This is a genomic window from Bifidobacterium sp. wkB344 (assembly GCF_003688305.1).
Taxonomy (GTDB): Bacteria; Actinomycetota; Actinomycetes; order Actinomycetales; family Bifidobacteriaceae; genus Bombiscardovia; species Bombiscardovia mizhiensis.
This window is the reverse complement of sequence record NZ_NPOQ01000008.1, coordinates 19628-37857: the sequence shown is the minus strand read 5'-3', so window position 1 is coordinate 37857 and position 18230 is coordinate 19628. Positions and strand designations below refer to the sequence as shown.

9 protein-coding genes and 1 pseudogene are annotated in these 18230 nt (G+C 57.6%); 8 read left to right on the top strand and 2 right to left on the bottom strand.

Annotated features, from left to right (window positions below):
- Positions 1 to 140: 140 nt before the first annotated feature.
- Positions 141 to 335, top strand: a complete 195-nt coding sequence (locus CI601_RS00855; RefSeq protein WP_024627303.1) for a hypothetical protein — start codon at positions 141 to 143, stop codon at positions 333 to 335.
- 77 nt (positions 336 to 412) lie between these two features.
- Here CI601_RS00855 and CI601_RS00850 read toward each other — a convergent pair whose 3' ends face one another.
- Together CI601_RS00850 and CI601_RS00845 are read right to left on the bottom strand one after the other, a co-directional pair.
- Positions 413 to 652 (bottom strand): hypothetical protein, encoded by a 240-nt coding sequence (locus CI601_RS00850; RefSeq protein WP_024627304.1) that lies wholly within the window; start codon positions 650 to 652, stop codon positions 413 to 415.
- A gap of 354 nt (positions 653 to 1006) precedes the next feature.
- Positions 1007 to 1729: a hypothetical protein gene (locus CI601_RS00845; RefSeq protein ID WP_024627305.1), complete on the bottom strand. Its 723-nt coding sequence runs from the start codon at positions 1727 to 1729 to the stop codon at positions 1007 to 1009.
- 1511 nt (positions 1730 to 3240) lie between these two features.
- Here CI601_RS00845 and CI601_RS00835 point away from each other — a divergent pair.
- From CI601_RS00835 to CI601_RS00800, 7 genes and pseudogenes are all read left to right on the top strand, one after another.
- Entirely contained in the window at positions 3241 to 7059 is a 3819-nt protein-coding gene (locus CI601_RS00835) for an InlB B-repeat-containing protein (protein WP_172637243.1), read from the top strand.
- A 492-nt stretch (positions 7060 to 7551) separates the two neighbouring features.
- A complete protein-coding gene (locus CI601_RS00830) occupies positions 7552 to 8523 on the top strand; it encodes an ABC transporter ATP-binding protein (RefSeq protein WP_024627307.1) in 972 nt (323 codons plus the stop codon).
- A gap of 5 nt (positions 8524 to 8528) precedes the next feature.
- Positions 8529 to 9296, top strand: coding sequence for an ABC transporter permease (locus CI601_RS00825; protein ID WP_024627308.1), 768 nt, complete (start codon positions 8529 to 8531; stop codon positions 9294 to 9296).
- A 6-nt stretch (positions 9297 to 9302) separates the two neighbouring features.
- Entirely contained in the window at positions 9303 to 9968 is a 666-nt protein-coding gene (locus tag CI601_RS00820; RefSeq protein ID WP_024627309.1) for a TetR/AcrR family transcriptional regulator, read from the top strand.
- Between the two features lie 591 nt (positions 9969 to 10559).
- A pseudogene (locus CI601_RS08490) lies at positions 10560 to 11459 on the top strand (InlB B-repeat-containing protein); the annotation flags it as partial.
- 33 nt (positions 11460 to 11492) lie between these two features.
- Positions 11493 to 14006, top strand: a complete 2514-nt coding sequence (locus CI601_RS00810; protein ID WP_259465274.1) for an LPXTG cell wall anchor domain-containing protein — start codon at positions 11493 to 11495, stop codon at positions 14004 to 14006.
- Positions 14007 to 14537: 531 nt separating this feature from the next.
- The gene (locus tag CI601_RS00800) at positions 14538 to 18116 is read left to right on the top strand and encodes an InlB B-repeat-containing protein (protein ID WP_310886176.1); all 3579 of its coding nucleotides are present in this window, start codon (positions 14538 to 14540) and stop codon (positions 18114 to 18116) included.
- The last annotated feature ends 114 nt before the right edge of the window (positions 18117 to 18230 follow it).

Here is an 18230-nt window from a genome sequence, read left to right as displayed (position 1 = left end):
GGAGATCTGCCGAGCGGCTATCTTAGAGCGCCGAATTTAGCCACGGCAAAGACTATAGAGCCAGTAAGGCTCCTCAGCTGATCTGAAGAACAGAAGACAATTTCTGGGAGCAGTTCCTAGAAAACGCTGACCTTAACCGGATGCCAGAGCAGGATTCCCAGTCAGTCGCTGATCCACGGCCGGATGCCGGCACAGACGATGCTCAGGTCCAGTTCGCCATGGACGAGATCGACCATGGCCGTGAATTCGAGCAAGACAACGAAGACCAGCCTGGATTCCTAGAGGGCACACCCGCACCCACCCAGCTAGGCATCGCTAGCATTCCCACCCCATGAATCACAAGAACAGCACCCGCGCATGTAAGTCATCACCACTGCCCCAACTCTGGCCGCGACGAAGCTCTGCGGGTCGATCACCCACTCTTCCCTTCGGTGGCATTGATGCCGGAAGCGACCTGATTAGTCACCTTTCGCACGCGTTGAAGCTCCTGGAGCAACGTCTCGGTGGTGACTGTTGGGCGGGAATCTCTACGCACTTCGAACTGGATGTTTGCGTCAACTATATCTGGATCCATGCTGTAGAACACCATTTGACCCGGGGCATTATTGATAGCTTCTTTGGAAAAGTAATCTCTTAAGAAGAAATTGCTCATACCATTCGCTACTCCTATCCAACCAAGATGCTGGTGACCCCGTGCTTTCACCCTCGTAGGTATTTGTTTCGGTGACATTGAAGATGGCCTTGTGATTCAAGTTCTCAGCAGTAAAATGTACCCTGGCAAAGTACTGACCTACCGATATTATCGTTGCCATCAGGAAAAGACCATAGTCCCTGAGCTGAGTCCCGAAACTCTCTTAAGCGAAGAGTATATAGGACAAATCACATCGTCAAAGAGCGTTAAGGCTTCTAGTCATTCTTTACTCTAGAATTCCAGACAAAACATCAATCTGTGAAGCAGCATTCAGACCAACCTTAAGTCAAGGATGAACTCGCTTTATCTCAAAGGTTAACGAATAGAGAGCAGGTTAATTTGTTTCTGCTTGAATTTATCATCTTTAAAGGATAGGCGCTGTTTGATGATCTGTGGTAGAAAGCCGACAACAAGCAAAGAAATGAGGACAGAGCAAATATTTGAACTATAAACGCCTGCTTCCCCCCTATCCTCGAACAATATCCAGAAGACCATCAAGAGTATTACACCCAAAAGGGGGTAAACAGCAGTCTGAATCCACCACCTATCCCATGACCGCCCAACTCGACCATGAACGACATCATAAAGACAGCAAAACAAGGCGACCATTTCGACCAACTCCATTAACGTAAAACACATGCAAGGCGCCAGTAGATTCAGCAAAGCTGCAGATTCCTTTTGATGATTCAATTTTACTAGCTTGTCAGCAAATAGATTAACAAAATCAATCCCAGAAATTGTAAGGCAAAAAGCATAGAGGCTATGGGCAGCAAAAGACAAATTGACAGTCAGGTCCATAGGCGTTATGAGGGTTAGAAAAAGACAAACTAGAAGAACTAGCGGTAAAAGATAGGTTATTGCGATCATAAGACGGTAGCTCAGCTGCGAGACCAAGCTAGCTTGCAAGATAAACATAAATATAATCAAAATACCTGCTAGAACGGCGATCACAATGTCGTTGATAAAGCTTATCGCCTCTGCTTTTTCCGAGCGACTTTTCCCCTTCAACTTCACGCTATCCCTGAATCGATCAAGCACTCGTCCTTGTACGCTCGGTACGATCGTCCTGCGTGCTCCCCATTTTCGTGCAGCCCTTCTTCGAGCTTTTCTGCTTCGTACTATCTTTCTATCCATACACTTACGATACGTTGATCAATTATTTGGGAATAGACAAACCATATTAACGGACAGATATTGTTCTCAAGAGTCAGATCTTGCGCAAAATGGTGATTCAAAGGCCGCCGGACTCGGCGGATCGGCAGGCACGGACACAGCTAAAACGCGGACACACATTGAACGCCACCACGCGCGCAATCAATCTTTTATCCACTTCAACCAGGACAGCGCCGAGGGTACCAAGCAAACAACACCCCAGAACTTTTCGAGAGGATGCATCAGCAAAAACGGCGTGTGAGAAGTTGACTATCGTAACCAATTAGGCATCAAAAGGATGAGGGATACATCAGTGTCTGAAGAGGAGTGCCCCCCCCCCCCCGCCAGTCAACTAGTTCCCAGCAGCCATTATCAGCGTAGGATGCTTACAATCTGGGCCTGTGTTGACAACTAGTACAGGCAAATTTGGAATCGGGAATGCAGCGAACAGCCTTATGCCCGCCCAAGCAATATTCGAAATGACACCTGTGGTTCTCACTAGTATCAAGTTCGGCGGCATATCTGGTACCGGCCTTTACCGAAACACTGACGGTACCCGGAGCATCACCGACCCGCCCCACGACGCAGGATCTGTCGGCATGACCATCGACTGAACCTTAGACCGAGCCTTACAGACGACCGCACTAATGGGATACATCTACGAAGGTATCTTGGTATAGGCATCTCCTTCAACTTCTCACGACGGAATCGGCGATATCGGAAAAGAAGCAGATTAATACCGGTTTCCCAATTGAAGAGCTTCAACTCGATGCAGCTACTTGGCATAAACGGAAATGCGTTCATCTACATGTTTGCCTGACTCGGCCTCATCCACCACAGCAATTGCATAATCGGCCTAGCTGACGTAACTCTCCCCCTTGGCATTTGTCGTCAATTCTTCGCCTGCACCCGTATGAACCGGTACGTTTTCCATCGGCTTGGAAATCAGCGGCAGGGCTTGATGTAGGTCCATTTAACATCGGAACGGTTGTGTAGGCCTTCAAGCGCCTTGCAATCATGCTCCAGCCCAATTAGCCTTATGCCTAGGAGGGCAACGGGCCATACGGACAGCATCGGAATCCTTCTTCAGCTCCTTTTTGGGCTTCTCTCCGTGACTGTTGCAACAGCCCGCAGCTACATCAAGTAAGCGGTCCGACCAATAGGATGGATCCATAATCGCTAACAACTTGAAATCACGTATTCATTTACACATAAGAAGCAAAAATACAGTCATACACCGTATGACTGGCGATATTTTTCCATGTTTCATTTTCACTCTGCCTTCACATATATGGTAAATTTGTATAAGTAGCCAAGGTTGTCTTCGGCGCATGTCTCGCCGAATGTTGGGGATTCGTGACAACGCGGCTGCGATTCCTGGGGAAGGGGATCTACTTATGCCTCGTCAGCACTCGAATATAATGGCTCGACCGGCCTTGTTGGTCAGCCTCCTGCTGGCCATCGTCCTACCCGCAAGTCTCCTAGCCTGCACCTATGCCACGGCAGACAACACTGCAAACGAGTCCAGCGCGACCCACACAGTAGCACCGACCACACAAGCAAACAGCGGGGAGGAGGCGGATCGTGAAGCTCAACAGCAATCCAGTAACTCTCCCAATATCACCACCCAGCCAACAGATACAGCAACAACTCCTACTTCGCCATCCCCCCTCGCCACATCTTCCCCGCTGAATCCCAAACAGCCGACCCCCTCCATCGCTCCCACGCTAGACAAAGACAACGCCAAGCTACAGGCACGCGCCTCCACACCGCACACCGTCACCTTCAGCAGTCCCCAAGGCACCGACACGACACAAACAGTAATGGACGGAGAACGTGCGAAGCGCCCAGCAGATCCGACTCGAAACGGCTATCTCTTTGACGGCTGGTTCATTGGCTCAACACCCGTCGCCTACGATTTCAGCCAGCCCGTCACCGGAGATCTGAAACTCACCGCCCATTGGACCAGGGCAGATGTCTGGAGCATGAGCCCTGTGCAGGGGCCGGTAGCAGGCGGCACAAAAGTCACCCTGACCCCGCCGGGATCCCGAGGAGTTCGTTTCAGCCAGGTCAGCTCAGGAAGAGGGCACACCCTTGCAATCGCCTCGGACGGCAACCTTTACTCTTGGGGAAGCAATGATCATGGCCAACTCGGCGATGGGACCACCACTGAACGTCATGAGCCGGTCCCGGTAAAGAAACCCCAAGGAGTATCCCAGGATTTTACCTGGGTCCAGGCCTCAGCCGGATACTTGTTCTCTGTGGCTCTGGGATCAGACGGCAAGCTCTACAGCTGGGGTGACAACACCTATGGTCAGTTGGGGAACAACACTACAACCGAGCATCACACCCCCCAACCTGTTAATATGCCACAAAATGCTCCATCTGGGTTCACATGGAAGCAGGAAGCGGTTGGTAGCCTACATGCTCTTGGCCTAGGATCTGACGGCAACCTCTACAGCTGGGGCAGCAACGATCATAACCAACTGGGGGACGGCACTGCCACTGAACGGCATGCCCCAGTCCTGGTGAAGATGCCAAAAGGAGCGTCCTCCGGGTTCGTATGGAAGCAGATGAGCGGATGGGGATGGCATTCTCTGGCCTTGGGATCGGATAACTGGATCTACGGCTGGGGCGCAAATACCCGTGGTGAAGTGGGCACAGGATCAATCACCGATAATAAGATCACGCCCGTCCGAATTGCCTGGCCACAAGGGACTTCCTCTGGATTCACTTGGGGACAGTTCCAAATGGGGGACTACTACTCGCAAGCTATCGGATCCGACGGCAACATATACACATGGGGTTACGGCGGAAACGGCAACGTTGGCAATGGGTCCACCGTTGACGTGTACGGGCCAACTCAAGCACATAAACCCAATGGAGTGCTACCTAATTTCTCTTGGAAACAAGTAAGCCTCCTATCTGTTGCATCACTGGCCATTGGCTCAGACGAGAACCTCTACTCCTGGGGCGCCAATAACAATGGCCAGCTGGGCGACAACACCACTACGCAGCGAAACACCCCTATCCGGGTTGCTGCGCCGCAAAACGCGCCAACAGGACTGACTTGGGTCCAAGCAAGCGCCGGTTGGGACAACAACTCCTTCGGCTTGGCCTCAGACGGAAACCTGTACTCCTGGGGCAAAAACGCCAACGGCCAGCTGGGCGACAACACCACCAACGAGCGTCATATCCCCGGCCCAGTGAACCTGCCCGGCACTACCACAGTCACCGCGGTAAGCTTCGGTGGAATGGCAGGCACGAACATAAGCAAGAACGCTGACGGCACATGGAGCGTCACTACGCCCGCACATGCGCGAGGAAAAGTGGACACAACCGTCTCATGGACTTTGAACGGCCAGCAGCCGGACGCCCACCTGGCCTACAGGTACCTGGACTCCTACACCGTCGCCTTCACCAGTGCGGATAGCTCCTGCCCGACACCCTCGGGCATGCCTCTAAGCCAGACCGTCACCGAAGGCAAACAGGCCAAACGCCCCTCCCCTGATCCGAAGGCGGACGGCTGCCTATTCGACGGATGGTTCATCAAAGACGCCAGCAACGACTCCAAGATCGCCTACGACTTCAGCCAGCTCGTCACCGGCAACGTCATCCTGGCAGCCCACTGGACCAAGATGGACAACCACTGGGCCCTGAACCCCGAAAAAGGCAACGTGCTCGGCGGCCAGCACGTGACCATCACCCCGCCCACAATCAACCGAGGCATCCGCTTCAGCCAAGTCAGCGCCGGAGGCTACCAGACCGCGAGCGCCAACAGTTTCTCCATAGGAGTCGCCAGCGACGGAAACGCCTATGCATGGGGAAGCAACAAGTACGGGCAGCTGGCTCAGAAACCGTCCGATGCCAGCATGCAGAAGGGCCCTGTCAGAGTTCCCCTGCCCGACGGGGCGGATTCCGGCTTTACCTATACCCAGGTTGTAGCTGGCGACTCGCACGCTCTTGCCATCGGATCCAATGGCATCCTCTACAGCTGGGGACGCAACGACCACGGTCAGCTTGGTGACGGCACCACCACGGATCGGTACCAGCCTCAGCCCGTCAAGGACACCAGCGGCCAGCCATTCAAAGCTGTACAGGTCAGCGCCGGTGTCGCCGACTCGGCCGCCATCGACTCTGAAAACCGCGTCTACACCTGGGGCAGCGAAAGCACGGGCAAGGGGCAGACGCCTGCATACAGCACAACCAGGAAGAACCCGACACCAGCCGCTGACCCGGACAATCCGGGACAGACCTTGCGTGCGGTCCAGGTCAGCCTCAACTGGAGCTTCGCCATGGCCCTGGATGCCGACGGCAACGTGTACACTTGGGGATACAACACTAATGGCCAGCTCGGCAACAACACCAGTGACAGCACCAATTACGCATCCAATCCGGCCCGACTGCCCAACCAGTCCTTCCAGGCCGCCCAGATCAGCGCGGGAAGCTGGAATGCTCTGGCCATCGATACGGAGGGGAACACCTGGACCTGGGGATACAACGGATACGGCCAGCTGGGCGACGGCAGCACCAGCGATAAATACAAACCTCAAACCGTGCAGAACCCCACTAATACCAGCCAAGGCCTTAAAGCCGCCCAGATCAGTGCGGGCGTGAATCACTCCCTTGCGGTCGGCCAGGACGGCAGTCTCTGGGCATGGGGATTAAACAGCAACGGACAGCTCGGCATCGGCAACACCGTCAATCAGACAAAGCCCGCGCTCATCAAGGACCCCGCCAACAAGGCCCAAGCATTCAAGGCCGTTCGAAGCAGCGCGGGGCAACTCCATTCACTGGCCATCAGGCAGGATGGCAACCTCTGGGCCTGGGGCGACAACCAGTACGGGCAACTGGGCAATAATCAAACGGCAGCCAAAAGCACGACCCCCATGGCGGTTGCTTTCGATCCGACGCCTTTGGTTCTCACTGGCGTCAAGTTCGGCGGCATCCCCGGGACCAGCCTGTACCGGAACGACGACGGCACCTGGAGCATCACCAACCCACCACACGACGCAGGACACGTCGATGTGGCCGTCGACTGGACCATCGACCAAGTCGCGCAGACGACCGCACACCTGGGCTACACCTATGAAGGCATCCTGCCCATGGCTGGCAGCACCGGCCTGCTTGTCCTACTCGCCACAGGACTGCTGGCCGCTGCAGGCGCCACAGCAGCAGCCTCCCACCAGCGGGAAACCAGCAGCCGCCGCCACTGAGCTCTTTGCCCGAGTAAGCGGGGTGGCCCCGCAAACCCCCAAGATTGCGGAGCCACCCCCATTTCTTCAATCTCCTGCTTTGTTCCCCAACTGGAGCTTCCTGACAAGCAGCACCAACAGTCTTCTGCCATATTCCAGCTACTGTATACACCAGCTATTGCCACGCCCACCGGGACCCTGAAGGCTGGCGCCTGCGGAATCACTAAGCCAAGGCTACGGCCAACCAAGGCATAGCGGCATAGACAGCATCCTGCCCCGCTCGTACTTGAACAATCCCCCGGGTCTTCTTCGTTGAAGAGAAATTATCGGATTCCCAACACTGCTGAGGTAAGCATAATACTTCCAAGACGATGCGAGGCGTATATCCCCACCACGCCACGTCAGAATATCCGAGAGCTGGCGCAGTCCACAAGAATCATGGTGAGACTGAGTTGTTAACAATGTTATTATAGTTTACATCGTTAACTACCAACAATCGTCAGGAGGTATACCTTGCAACCTGCAAAAAACGACTCAGGGGAATACGCCCTGTCCTGTCGCCAGGTGCGCAAATCATTCGGAAGCAGGCAGGTGCTCAAGGGTGTGGATCTTGAAGTCAGGCGCGGAAGCATCCTGGGCCTGCTGGGCAGGAACGGAGCAGGCAAGTCAACCCTGATCTCAGCCTTGACCGGGCTGGGCGAGCCGGACTCAGGCCACATCACAGTCGAGGGGCACAACCCCTATCGCACCCCTTCGCGCATCTTCGGCCAGGTCATCGGACTTGCTCCCCAGGACCTGGGCATCTATCCCCATCTCAGCGTCCGAGACAACCTGCGCGGCATGGCCGGCCTGCAGGGACTGAGCACCAAGCAGAGCAGCAAAAGGGCCGACGAACTGATAGAGCTCATGGGATTGGGATCCCAGTCAGGAACAGCAGCCGAGGATCTATCGGGAGGGCAGAAACGACGCCTCCACACTGCCATGGCCATGGTCCACAATCCCCCGGTACTCTTCCTGGACGAGCCGACAGTCGGAGCGGACGTGGAGGCGCGCGCCAGAATACTGAACATGGTCAAGGCCATGAGCCGGCAGGGCACCACCATCATCTACACCACCCACTACCTGAAGGAGCTGGAAGAGATGGGCGCGGACCTGGCCTTCCTGATCGACGGGCGGATCCAGGTCCAGGGCTCCCTGCAGGAGGTGCTCCACAAATATGCCCGGGCATCCCTGCGCATCTCCTTCGTCGGGCAGACCCCAGGCCAGGTCCCCGGATGGCAGATGGCAGAGGGCTTCCTGGAACCCGACCACGCGGTATCCAGTCCAGAGCAGGAGCTGGCCCGCCTTTTGCAGGAGCCAGTCATGAAAGAGGCCCGTCTGGCGTCGATCACCATCGTCCAGCCGGACATCGAATCGGCCTACATGACCGTCATGGGTACATCCTCAAGCGATCCCGCCGGGTCACGAGCATGGGAAGACAGGTGAGCGTCATGCATTTCAACGGATACTTGGCGACATTCCGCCTGAATTTCAAAATCGAGCTGCGAAGCATCTGGCTGCAGGCGGTCATCGTCGCCATTCCCCTGATCATCATCCCCTTCATGCTGCCCTCCTATCGGGATTCACTGCGAGCCCAGGGGCATCTGGGCGCGAACGGATCCGAGCAGGCGCTTCCGGGGTTCGCCATCCTCTTCTCCATGTTCTCCCTGCAGCTGGTTCTCCAACTCTTCTTCCAGGAGCACGAATGGCACACCTGGGACAGAATGCGGGTGTCGGCGGTATCCCTCCTCGACCTGGTCATGGCCAAACTGAGCGTGTCCTTCATGGTGCAGGTGGTCCAGGTCTCTCTGGTCATGCTGGTTGGGACGGCGCTCTACCACTATCGACCCAATGGATCAGTCCTGGCCCTGGCCGCAGTCTGCCTGGTCATTTCGATTGTGCTGACCCTCTTCGGCCTGCTGCTCTACATCTTCTCGTCCTCGCAGAACATGGCCATGTCCTTCAACAACATTCTTGGCATGCTCCTGGCTGGCATGGGCGGCGCGCTCAGCCCTGTCTCCGGATTCCCCGACTGGGCGCAGAAACTGGCCAAGGGCAGCCCCGTCTACTGGGCCATGGATGCCGTAGGAAAAATCAATTTCGACCATGCCGGAATGGAGGATGTCTGGCCGGATCTGCGCATCCTGCTGGCCTTCCTGCTCGCCCTGGCTCTCCTGGCAACGGTACTATTCAAGAGAGGAGTACAGCGGAAGGAGTGAGAAAGCATGGCTGACCCACCCAAGGCACCCGTCAAGACGACGCTCAACCGCGACTACGTTCTGCGTTCCGCCCTCTATTTCGTCGACGAGCACGGACTGGAGGCCCTGAACATCCGCGCCCTGGGCAGGCAGATGGGAGTGTCGGGGCCGGCCATCTACCGCCATGTGCCCAGCAAGGCTGCTCTGCTCGATGGGATCGTCGAGCTCATCTGGCAGTCAGCCACCGACCTGGACTCCATACCCCAGGGCATGGGATGGCGGCAAGCCCTTGAAGATGTCATGCTACAGGTTCACCGAACGCTGCTTTCGCATCCCCGGGCACTCCCGCTCATGGCCACGCACCCCATCAACACGGACCAGTCCTTCCACATGGTCAGCACCTGGTTGAACCAGCTGACCGCCCACGGGCTCAAGGTCGATTCAGACACCATCCACCTGCTCAACAGCTTGGCCGGACTGACCCTGGGCAGCGCCATCGCCCAAGCCTCTCCCCCGGTCGGCGGTGCGGGCGGCCAGACCAATACGGATCTGGCCAAAAGACTGGCCAAAGACACCCAAGGATTCGATGACCTGAAGACGCTCTTCGCCTCTACGGATGACGGAATAGGTACCCTTATGGAGACCAGCTACCGCAAGGGCCTGCACGCCCTCATCGCCGGTTGGCCTGCCTGACCCGGGACTGCCAACCAGTTCAGCAAAATCACCGCACCATTAATCCTGCCTAGGAGTGCTTCCCCGACATTCCACCTGAGAGAACCTTATCAGCAGGTAGTATAGTTGAGAGACGCAAGGCTTCCTGCTCGCACCCTCGCACAGAGGGATGGGGATATGCGCTATGTCAGGAAGCATCCAAGGGTATCTCTACCGGTAGGGGCCGGTTGGTCAGCCTTTGGGGAAGGGGATTTTGCTTTATCATGCGTCAGCATACGAACATGCCAAGCCGTCCAATAAGGGCTGTCAGCCTACTGTTGGCCGTTATCCTGCCAGCCAGCCTGGCTATCTGTGGATTCGCCGCAGCAGACACGGCCACCAACGAGTCTAGTGTCGCCAGCGCGCCGGCGACACTAGAAGGCACCGGGGGGGGGGGGTCGTCAGACCCCTCGCGTAGCTGAGCAAAATTCCGGCACTTTCCCCAGTAGCGCGACTCCAACATCAGCGCCAAGTACACCACAATCCCCCTTATCCACACCATCTTCCCTAAACCCCACGCCGACAGAATCCACTAAAACCGATCAGACCCCGGACTCTCAGTACACCGTCACCTTCAACGACCCCGACCAGCACACCAGCATGAGGCAAAACGTCAAGGCTGGTGAACTGGCGGAGCGACCCGCTGATCCGACCAGGAACGGCTACGTTTTCGAAGGCTGGTTCAAGGATGGCGCACACCTTGCCTACGATTTCAATCAGCCAGTCACCAGCAGCATCATCCTTAATGCGCATTGGACCAAGCAGCTTCCCCAATGGACCAGAGGATCAAGCACATGGTCCATCAACCCTGATAATGGGCCAACAGCCGGAAGCACCAAAATCACCATAACCCCGCCGGCAGCAAACAGCATCCACTTCACTCAAATCAGTGCAGGAGGGGCTCATTCCCTCGCCATTGCCTCAGACGGCAACCTCTACAGCTGGGGAAGCAACGGCGGCGGGGAGCTAGGGCGCACTGTTACCAATGAAACACCAAGTGGCGAGCCAAATCTGGTCGCAAGGCCCAAGGAAGCATCCTCCAGCTTTACCTGGGTTCAAGCGGAGGCTGGAGGAGATTATTCCTTGGCCATTGGTTCCGACGGCAACCTCTACAGCTGGGGATACAACGATTACGGCCAGCTAGGGCGCATAACAGACACAGATGATTCAAACACCATGAAGGCTGGCCCTACTCCCAAACCAGTCGACAAACCGACAAAGGCTGATTCAAGTTTCACTTGGACCAAGGTCATTGCTGGAGCTGACTTTGCTCTGGCCTTCGGCTCTGATGGCAAGCTATACAGTTGGGGAGACGCCTACACCGGTGAACTAGGACGTCCTACCTCCAGCAGTGAACCGTCCAGCAAACCTAGCCCAGTCACTATGCCTTCAGGAGTTCACTTCACCCAGGTAAGCGCAGGCTTCCAACACGTTTTGGCTATTGACACGAGCGGAAAACTGTACGGCTGGGGATGGAATGGATTCCCTGGGGTTCATGCACCTTCAATGCCAGGTCTCAATTACGAAGCAACGATACCAACCCAAATAACCGAATTCGGTCCTTCCGGAAGCACTTGGAAGCAGGTCGCGGCAGGATACGCACATTCCCTGGGCCTTGTTGCAAATGGCCAGCTATACAGCACAGCAAGTTGCGATACAACCCATGTCAAGTGCAATATTGCTCATCCATCTGACACGGCAAAAGACTTCGCTTGGAAACAGATCAGTGCAGGATGGGAATACTCACTCGCGATCGGATCTAATGGCATGTTGTATGGCTGGGGAGACAACAGCAAGGGCCAGCTGGCAAAAGATCCAAATGACTATAGCACTGTTGCTGACCCTACCAAAATATACACGCCCGTTGGAGTCACCTATACCCAGGTCAGAACCGGAAACCAACACGTACTGGCCCTGGACTCAGACGGCAACCTATATAGCTGGGGAGATAACAGCAGCGGCCAGCTGGGACGCGACACTGGATCAACCAAAAACAGCATATGTGCGAGCAAGATTCCTTTCCCTGAACAGCCAGAAATCTCCGATATTAAGTTTGATGGGATATCCGGTACCAACCGGTCCAGAAATTCAGACGGTACATGGAGCGTCTCTACTCCGTCACATCGCAAAGGCCAAGTAGATGTTACCGTCTCCTGGAGTATGAACGGCCAGCAGCCTGACGCACACCTGCTCTACACTTATACCAGCCCCAAATACAGCGTCGGGTTCACTTCCAAGAACGACTCCTGCCCGGTACCCTCAGGCATGCCCGGAAACCAATCGGTCATTGAAGGCGAACAAGCTAAGCGTCCCTATCCCGATCCAAAATCAGACGGCTGCATGTTCGACGGCTGGTTCATCAAAGACACCAAAGGCGATTCCAATGTGGCTTATGACTTCAGCCAGCCCGTCACCAGCGGCATCAGTCTGGTCGCGCACTGGTCTCCAGTCGACACGCACTGGTCGATCAACCCTAGCCAAGGCAACGTGCTTGGCGGCCAGCAGGCGACGATAACCCCTCCTGATCACAGCCGTGGCATCCGCTTCAATCAGGTCAGCGCCGGCGGCGAGCAGGCCAGCGTCATCGGCTTCTCCGTAGGCGTGGCCAGCGACGGGAACGCCTACGCCTGGGGCAACAACCAATACGGGCAACTGGGTCAAGACCCAGCCAAAACAACTATGCAGAACACGCCTACTAAAGTTCCTTTGCCTGACGGCGTGGCCGCCGGCTTCACCTACACGCAGGTTGCCGCAGGCGGCGCCCACACCCTGGCCATAGGTTCAGACGGAATCCTCTACAGTTGGGGCCGCAACGACCACGGGCAACTGGGCGACGGCACCACCACGGACCGGTACAAGCCCCAGCCCGTCAACAACCCAGATACCGGCCAATCGTTTAAGGCCGTGCGCATCAGTGCGGGAGCCTTCGATTCGGCCGCCATCGACGACCAAGGCCGCGTCTACACCTGGGGATGCGAGCATAACAGCTACTCTGACTACGGGACGGATAAGAAAGCGCCGACCTTGGCCAAGGATCCCAACGGCTCCAGCCAAGGGCTTCACGCGGTCCAGGTCAGCGTCAAATGGAGCTTCATCCTGGCCCTGGACGAGGACGGCAACGTATACGCCTGGGGATACAACACCAACGGCCAGCTCGGCAACGGAACAGCCACAGGAGACGGCAACGCCAGCTACGCCAACGACCCGAAGCCGGTCCAAGATCCGAAGGATGCCAGCAAGATCTTCAAAGCCACGCAGATCAGCGTAGGCACCAGGCACGCCCTCGCCATCGGAAAGAAGGACGGCAGCCTGTACACCTGGGGCAAGGTCAACGACACCAACTACACAAGACCCACGAACGACCCCGCCAACACCGGCAAAACCATCAAAGCCACCCAGATCAGTGCCGGCACATGGCATTCCCTGGCCATCGACCAGGACGGCAACGCCTGGGGATGGGGCTGGAATCAATACGGGCAGACCGGCAACGGCAACACCCATTCGCAGGATACCCCTACGAAAGTGATCGGTCCGAGCAGCACAGGCCAGGGGTTCAAGGCCGTCTGCGTCAGCGCATCCCACAACCACTCCCTGGCCATCGGCCAGGACGGCAACGTCTACGCATGGGGCAAGAACGACTACAACCAGCTCGGCAACACCAGCATCCCCACAACAGGCAACAGCCCCAAACCCATACAGACCATGTTCGACCCCACACCCCTGAACATCACCGGGGTCAGGTTCGACCAGACAGTGATCGGCGCCCTGCGGCAGAACGCCGACGGCTCCGTCACCCTGGCCACTCCTGCCCATAATCCGGGGCGGGCCGATGTGATCGTGGATTGGGCCCTGGGCGGGATCGTCCAGACCCAAGCCCACTTGCCCTACACCTACGAAGGCATGCTGCCCCATGCCGGCAGCAGTGGGGCCATAATCCTGCTGGCCGCAGGACTGCTCGCAGCTGCGGGTGCCGCAGCTGCCGGACGCCATCGGCGGGAGGCCCGCAGTCTGCAAGCCTGAAGACTTCGCACGAGTAAGCAGCCAGGCCGCATCCCAAGACAGCCCGGCTAAACAGGGTGGCCCCGCACTCCCCCAATACGGCGGAGCCACCCATTCTCTCTTGCAACCGCCCGCCCAGAAGGACTGATAAGTCCGACAGAACGAGCAATCCTCAAAAGAAGCGAGATCAATCTCCTGGAACACTACTGGCCTAAGTGAAGTGTAGATAGGCATGTCCAACGGGGTGATAAAGTTATTTCAGATGAGGCCGGGGTTGTGCCCGGTGTGCGGCGGGGGATCCGGACTGGGGAGTTCCGAGTATGTAGCCGCAGGTTCCGGGGAAGGGGATCATGCTTAACATGCGTCAGCATCAGCACACGTCTATCGGACCGGCTATGGCCGTCAGTCTTCTGCTCGCTATTATCCTGCCTTTAGGCCTCCTCGCCGGCACCAGCGCCGATGCCAGTACCGAGGCCAGCGCGCCAGCCATAGCAGGAGGCACCGGGGGGGGGGGGTCGTCAGACCCCTCGCGTAGCTAAGCAAAATTCCGGCATTTTCCCCAGCAAGGCAACGCCAACAGCCACATCAGAAACACCCCAATCACCACTAGCCACCCCATCGCCTTTAAACACATCATCGCCCCTAGAACCAATTCAACCTACTGCATCCGCCTCACCAAGCACGAATACCGAAAATCCCCAGACCCGCTCAGCCGCCCAGTACACCATCAAGTTCACTGATACAGAGGGCGGGACCACCACGCCTGATCAAACCGTCAATGAAGGCGCCCAAGCGCTGAGGCCTGCCGATCCAGCCCGACCCAACTATTCGTTTGATGGCTGGTTTATCAGCGGCACATTGACCGCTTACGACTTCAGCCAGCCTGTCACCAGCGACATGACTCTGGAAGCCCGTTGGACCAAAAACGGTGATGTCTGGGACCTCTCCCCCACTCAAGGACCCACAGCTGGCAACACTTTAATCACCCTGACTGCACCTCCGGCTCGAACCATCCGCTTCAGCCAGTTCAGTGCAGGATACCAATATTCAGTGGCAGTGGGATCAGACGGCAGCATCTACCACTGGGGAGAAATGTATGGCTCCGACTACAACTGGCAACCAAGCAGGGAAGACACCCCAGCCGGACTTCGCTTCATCCAGGTCAGCGCAGGTTACGATCACTCCCTAGCCCTTGATTCAGAAGGGAACCTGTACAGCTGGGGCAGCAGCAGTTATGGTCAGCTTGGGCGTAACACCTACACCACACCAGCCGATACTCCTGGAAAAGTGGACGCCCCTGCAGGAATTCGTTTCACCCAGGTCAGCGCAGGAAAGTACCACTCAGAAGCATTAGCCTCGGACGGCAGCATCTACAGCTGGGGGTACAACAGCGACGGCGAACTGGGACGCGGGACCATCACCACGCCGACCACCAGGCCAGGCAAAGTGGACACCCCGACGGGAATCCGTTTCACCCAGATCACCTCTGGATATGACTACTGCATGGCTTTCGACACTGATGGAAACTTATACAGCTGGGGAGGCAATGGTCATGGTCAGCTGGGCCGCGACGCCAGCACCACGCCGACCGGCAGTCCGGGGAAAGTGGATACGCCTGCTGCCGGAGTCCGCTACACACAAGTAATCGCCAAAGGCATGCACTGCCTGGCCTTGGATTCGAATGGGGTGCTCTACAGCTGGGGATACAACAATTTCAGCCAGCTGGGTCGATACACCGGCAGCACAAAGATCAACCCACGAGGCAAGGTTAACGTACCTACAAAGACACGCATAATCCAAATTAGTGCGGGAGACTGGAATGGTTTCGCCTTGGACGATCAGGGGATCCTATATACGTGGGGAAACAACAGCCATGCACAACTAGCACGGCCATACTGGGGTGCGACAGATCCCCAACCAACCAAAATCGACCCTCCAGCGAAGAACGTTACCTACATCCAGGTTATCGGAGGCGGTGATCATGCTGTGGCAATCGGCTCCGACGGCAACCTCTACAGCTGGGGACGCAACTCCAATGGCCAATTAGGACGAGACACCAACAAAAGGGATTCCTATCAGCCAGGTACGATTCCCCTGACCAACCATGCCGCGATCACCAGCATCAAATTCGGCGGGACACCCGGCACAGGATTGACAGCCAACCCGGACGGCACCTGGAACGTCACCACTCCGCCGCACAGCAAGGGCTGGGTGAATGTCACCATCACCTGGAGCATGAACGGACCTCAGCCGGACGCGTACCTCTCCTACACATACACCGGCCCCAAATACAGCGTAGGATTCACGTCCGTTGATGCTGCCTGTCCGGCGGCTTCGGGTATGCCAGGAGACCAGTCCGTCACAGAGGGCAATCAGGTCAAGCGCCCTTATCCAGATCCAAAAGCAGACGGTTGTCTGTTTGATGGCTGGTTCCTCAAGGATGCCAAAGGCGGTTCCAATGTGGCTTATGATTTCAGCCAGCCGGTCACCGCAGACATCACGCTGGTCGCCCACTGGAGCCCTGCCAACACCGGCGGTTGGTCGATCAGCCCGGTCAAGGGCAGCTCGATGGGCGGCCAGCAGGCGACCGTCACGCCGCCCAAGATAAGCCGGGGCATCCGCTTCAGCCAGGTCAGCGCCGGCGGCTACCAGGCCGGTGACTTCCACGGCTTCTCCGTGGGCGTGGCCAGCGACGGGAACGCCTACGCCTGGGGCAGCAACCAGCACGGCCAGCTCGGCCAGGGCACCGCCGACAGCAGCACGCAGAAAACGCCGGTCAAGGTTCCACTGCCCGACGGCGTGGCCGCCGGCTTCACCTACACGCAGGCCGTGGCAGGCGGCTACCACGTGCTGGCCATCGGGAGCAACGGCATCGTCTACAGCTGGGGGGCCAACGACCATGGGCAGCTGGGCGACGGCACCACCACCGACCATTCCAAGCCGCAACCCGTGCCTGACCCATCTGACAAAAGCCAGCCCTTCAAAGCTGCCCAGGTGAGCGCCGGCGCCTACGACTCGGCGGCCATCGACCAGCAGGGGCGCGTCTACACCTGGGGCAGCGAAAACAACAACTACACCGCATACAGCGCATCCAAACTGACACCGAAACTGGCCAAGGACCCCAACGGATCAAACCAGGGACTGCACGCGGCCCAGGTCAGCCTCGGCTGGAGCTTCATCATGGCCATTGACACGGACGGCAGCCTCTACGCCTGGGGATACGACAACTACGGGCAGCTCGGCAACGGCGCGGCCACAGGAGAATACAGCACCACATACGCCGCCGATCCGGCACCCGTGCCCGACCCTGCGAACACCAGCAGGACTTTCAAAGCCTCGCAGATCAGCGCAGGAGCCAACCACGCCCTGGCCATCAGCCAGGATGGCGCCGCCTGGGCATGGGGATACAACGACCACGGGCAGCTGGGCGACGGGACGACAACCAGCCGGCCCTCGCCCAGGCAGGTGCCAAGCCCCACGGGCTCCAGTCAAGGATTGCAGGCCGCACGGATCAGCGCAGGTGTGCACCACTCCCTGGCTGTCGACCAGAATGGCGCATCCTGGGCCTGGGGATGGAATAGTGACGGTCAGCTCGGCAACGGGAACACCAGCGACCAGCCCAAGCCCACGCGCGTATCGCCGCCCGCCGGCCAGGGCAAGGCCGACGGCGGGCTCACAGCCGCACGCGCCAGCGCAGGACGAAACCACTCCCTGGCCATCGGCCAGGACGGCAACGCCTACGCCTGGGGAGACAACACATACAGCCAACTCGGGAACGGGGGTACAACACAAAGCAGCACCCCGGCCCTGGTAGCCTTCAACCCGGTCCTGTTGATCACCGGTGTCAGTTTCGACCAGACAGTGGTTAGCGTCTTGCGGCAGAACTCTGACGGGTCGGTAACCCTGTCCACGCCTGCCCACAACCCAGGACAGGCTGATGTCATCGTCGACTGGACCCTGGGCGGGATCGTCCAGCCCCAGGCGCATCTGGCCTATACCTACGAAGGCATGCTCCCCCACGCCGGTAGCAATGGCACCATGATCCTCCTGCTTGCCGCCGGACTGCTCGCCGCGGCCGGCGCCGTCGCGGCCGGACGCCACCGGCGGGAGGCACGCAGCCTGCAAGCCTGAAGACTTCACACGAGTAAGCAGCCAGACCATACCCCAAGGTGGCCCGGCCAAACAGGGTGGCCCCGCAGACCCCAACACAACGGAGCCACCCATTTCTCTTTTGCTTCCGCTCGG

Bases quoted from the DNA above. Each gene is read 5' to 3' on its own strand.
- CI601_RS00855 (WP_024627303.1), top strand. From the start codon at position 141: ATGCCAGAGCAGGATTCCCAGTCAGTCGCTGATCCACGGCCGGATGCC.
- CI601_RS00850 (WP_024627304.1), bottom strand. From the start codon at position 652: ATGAGCAATTTCTTCTTAAGAGATTACTTTTCCAAAGAAGCTATCAAT.
- CI601_RS00835 (WP_172637243.1), top strand. From the start codon at position 3,241: ATGCCTCGTCAGCACTCGAATATAATGGCTCGACCGGCCTTGTTGGTC.
- CI601_RS00825 (WP_024627308.1), top strand. From the start codon at position 8,529: ATGCATTTCAACGGATACTTGGCGACATTCCGCCTGAATTTCAAAATC.
- CI601_RS00820 (WP_024627309.1), top strand. From the start codon at position 9,303: ATGGCTGACCCACCCAAGGCACCCGTCAAGACGACGCTCAACCGCGAC.
- CI601_RS00810 (WP_259465274.1), top strand. From the start codon at position 11,493: ATGCCAGGTCTCAATTACGAAGCAACGATACCAACCCAAATAACCGAA.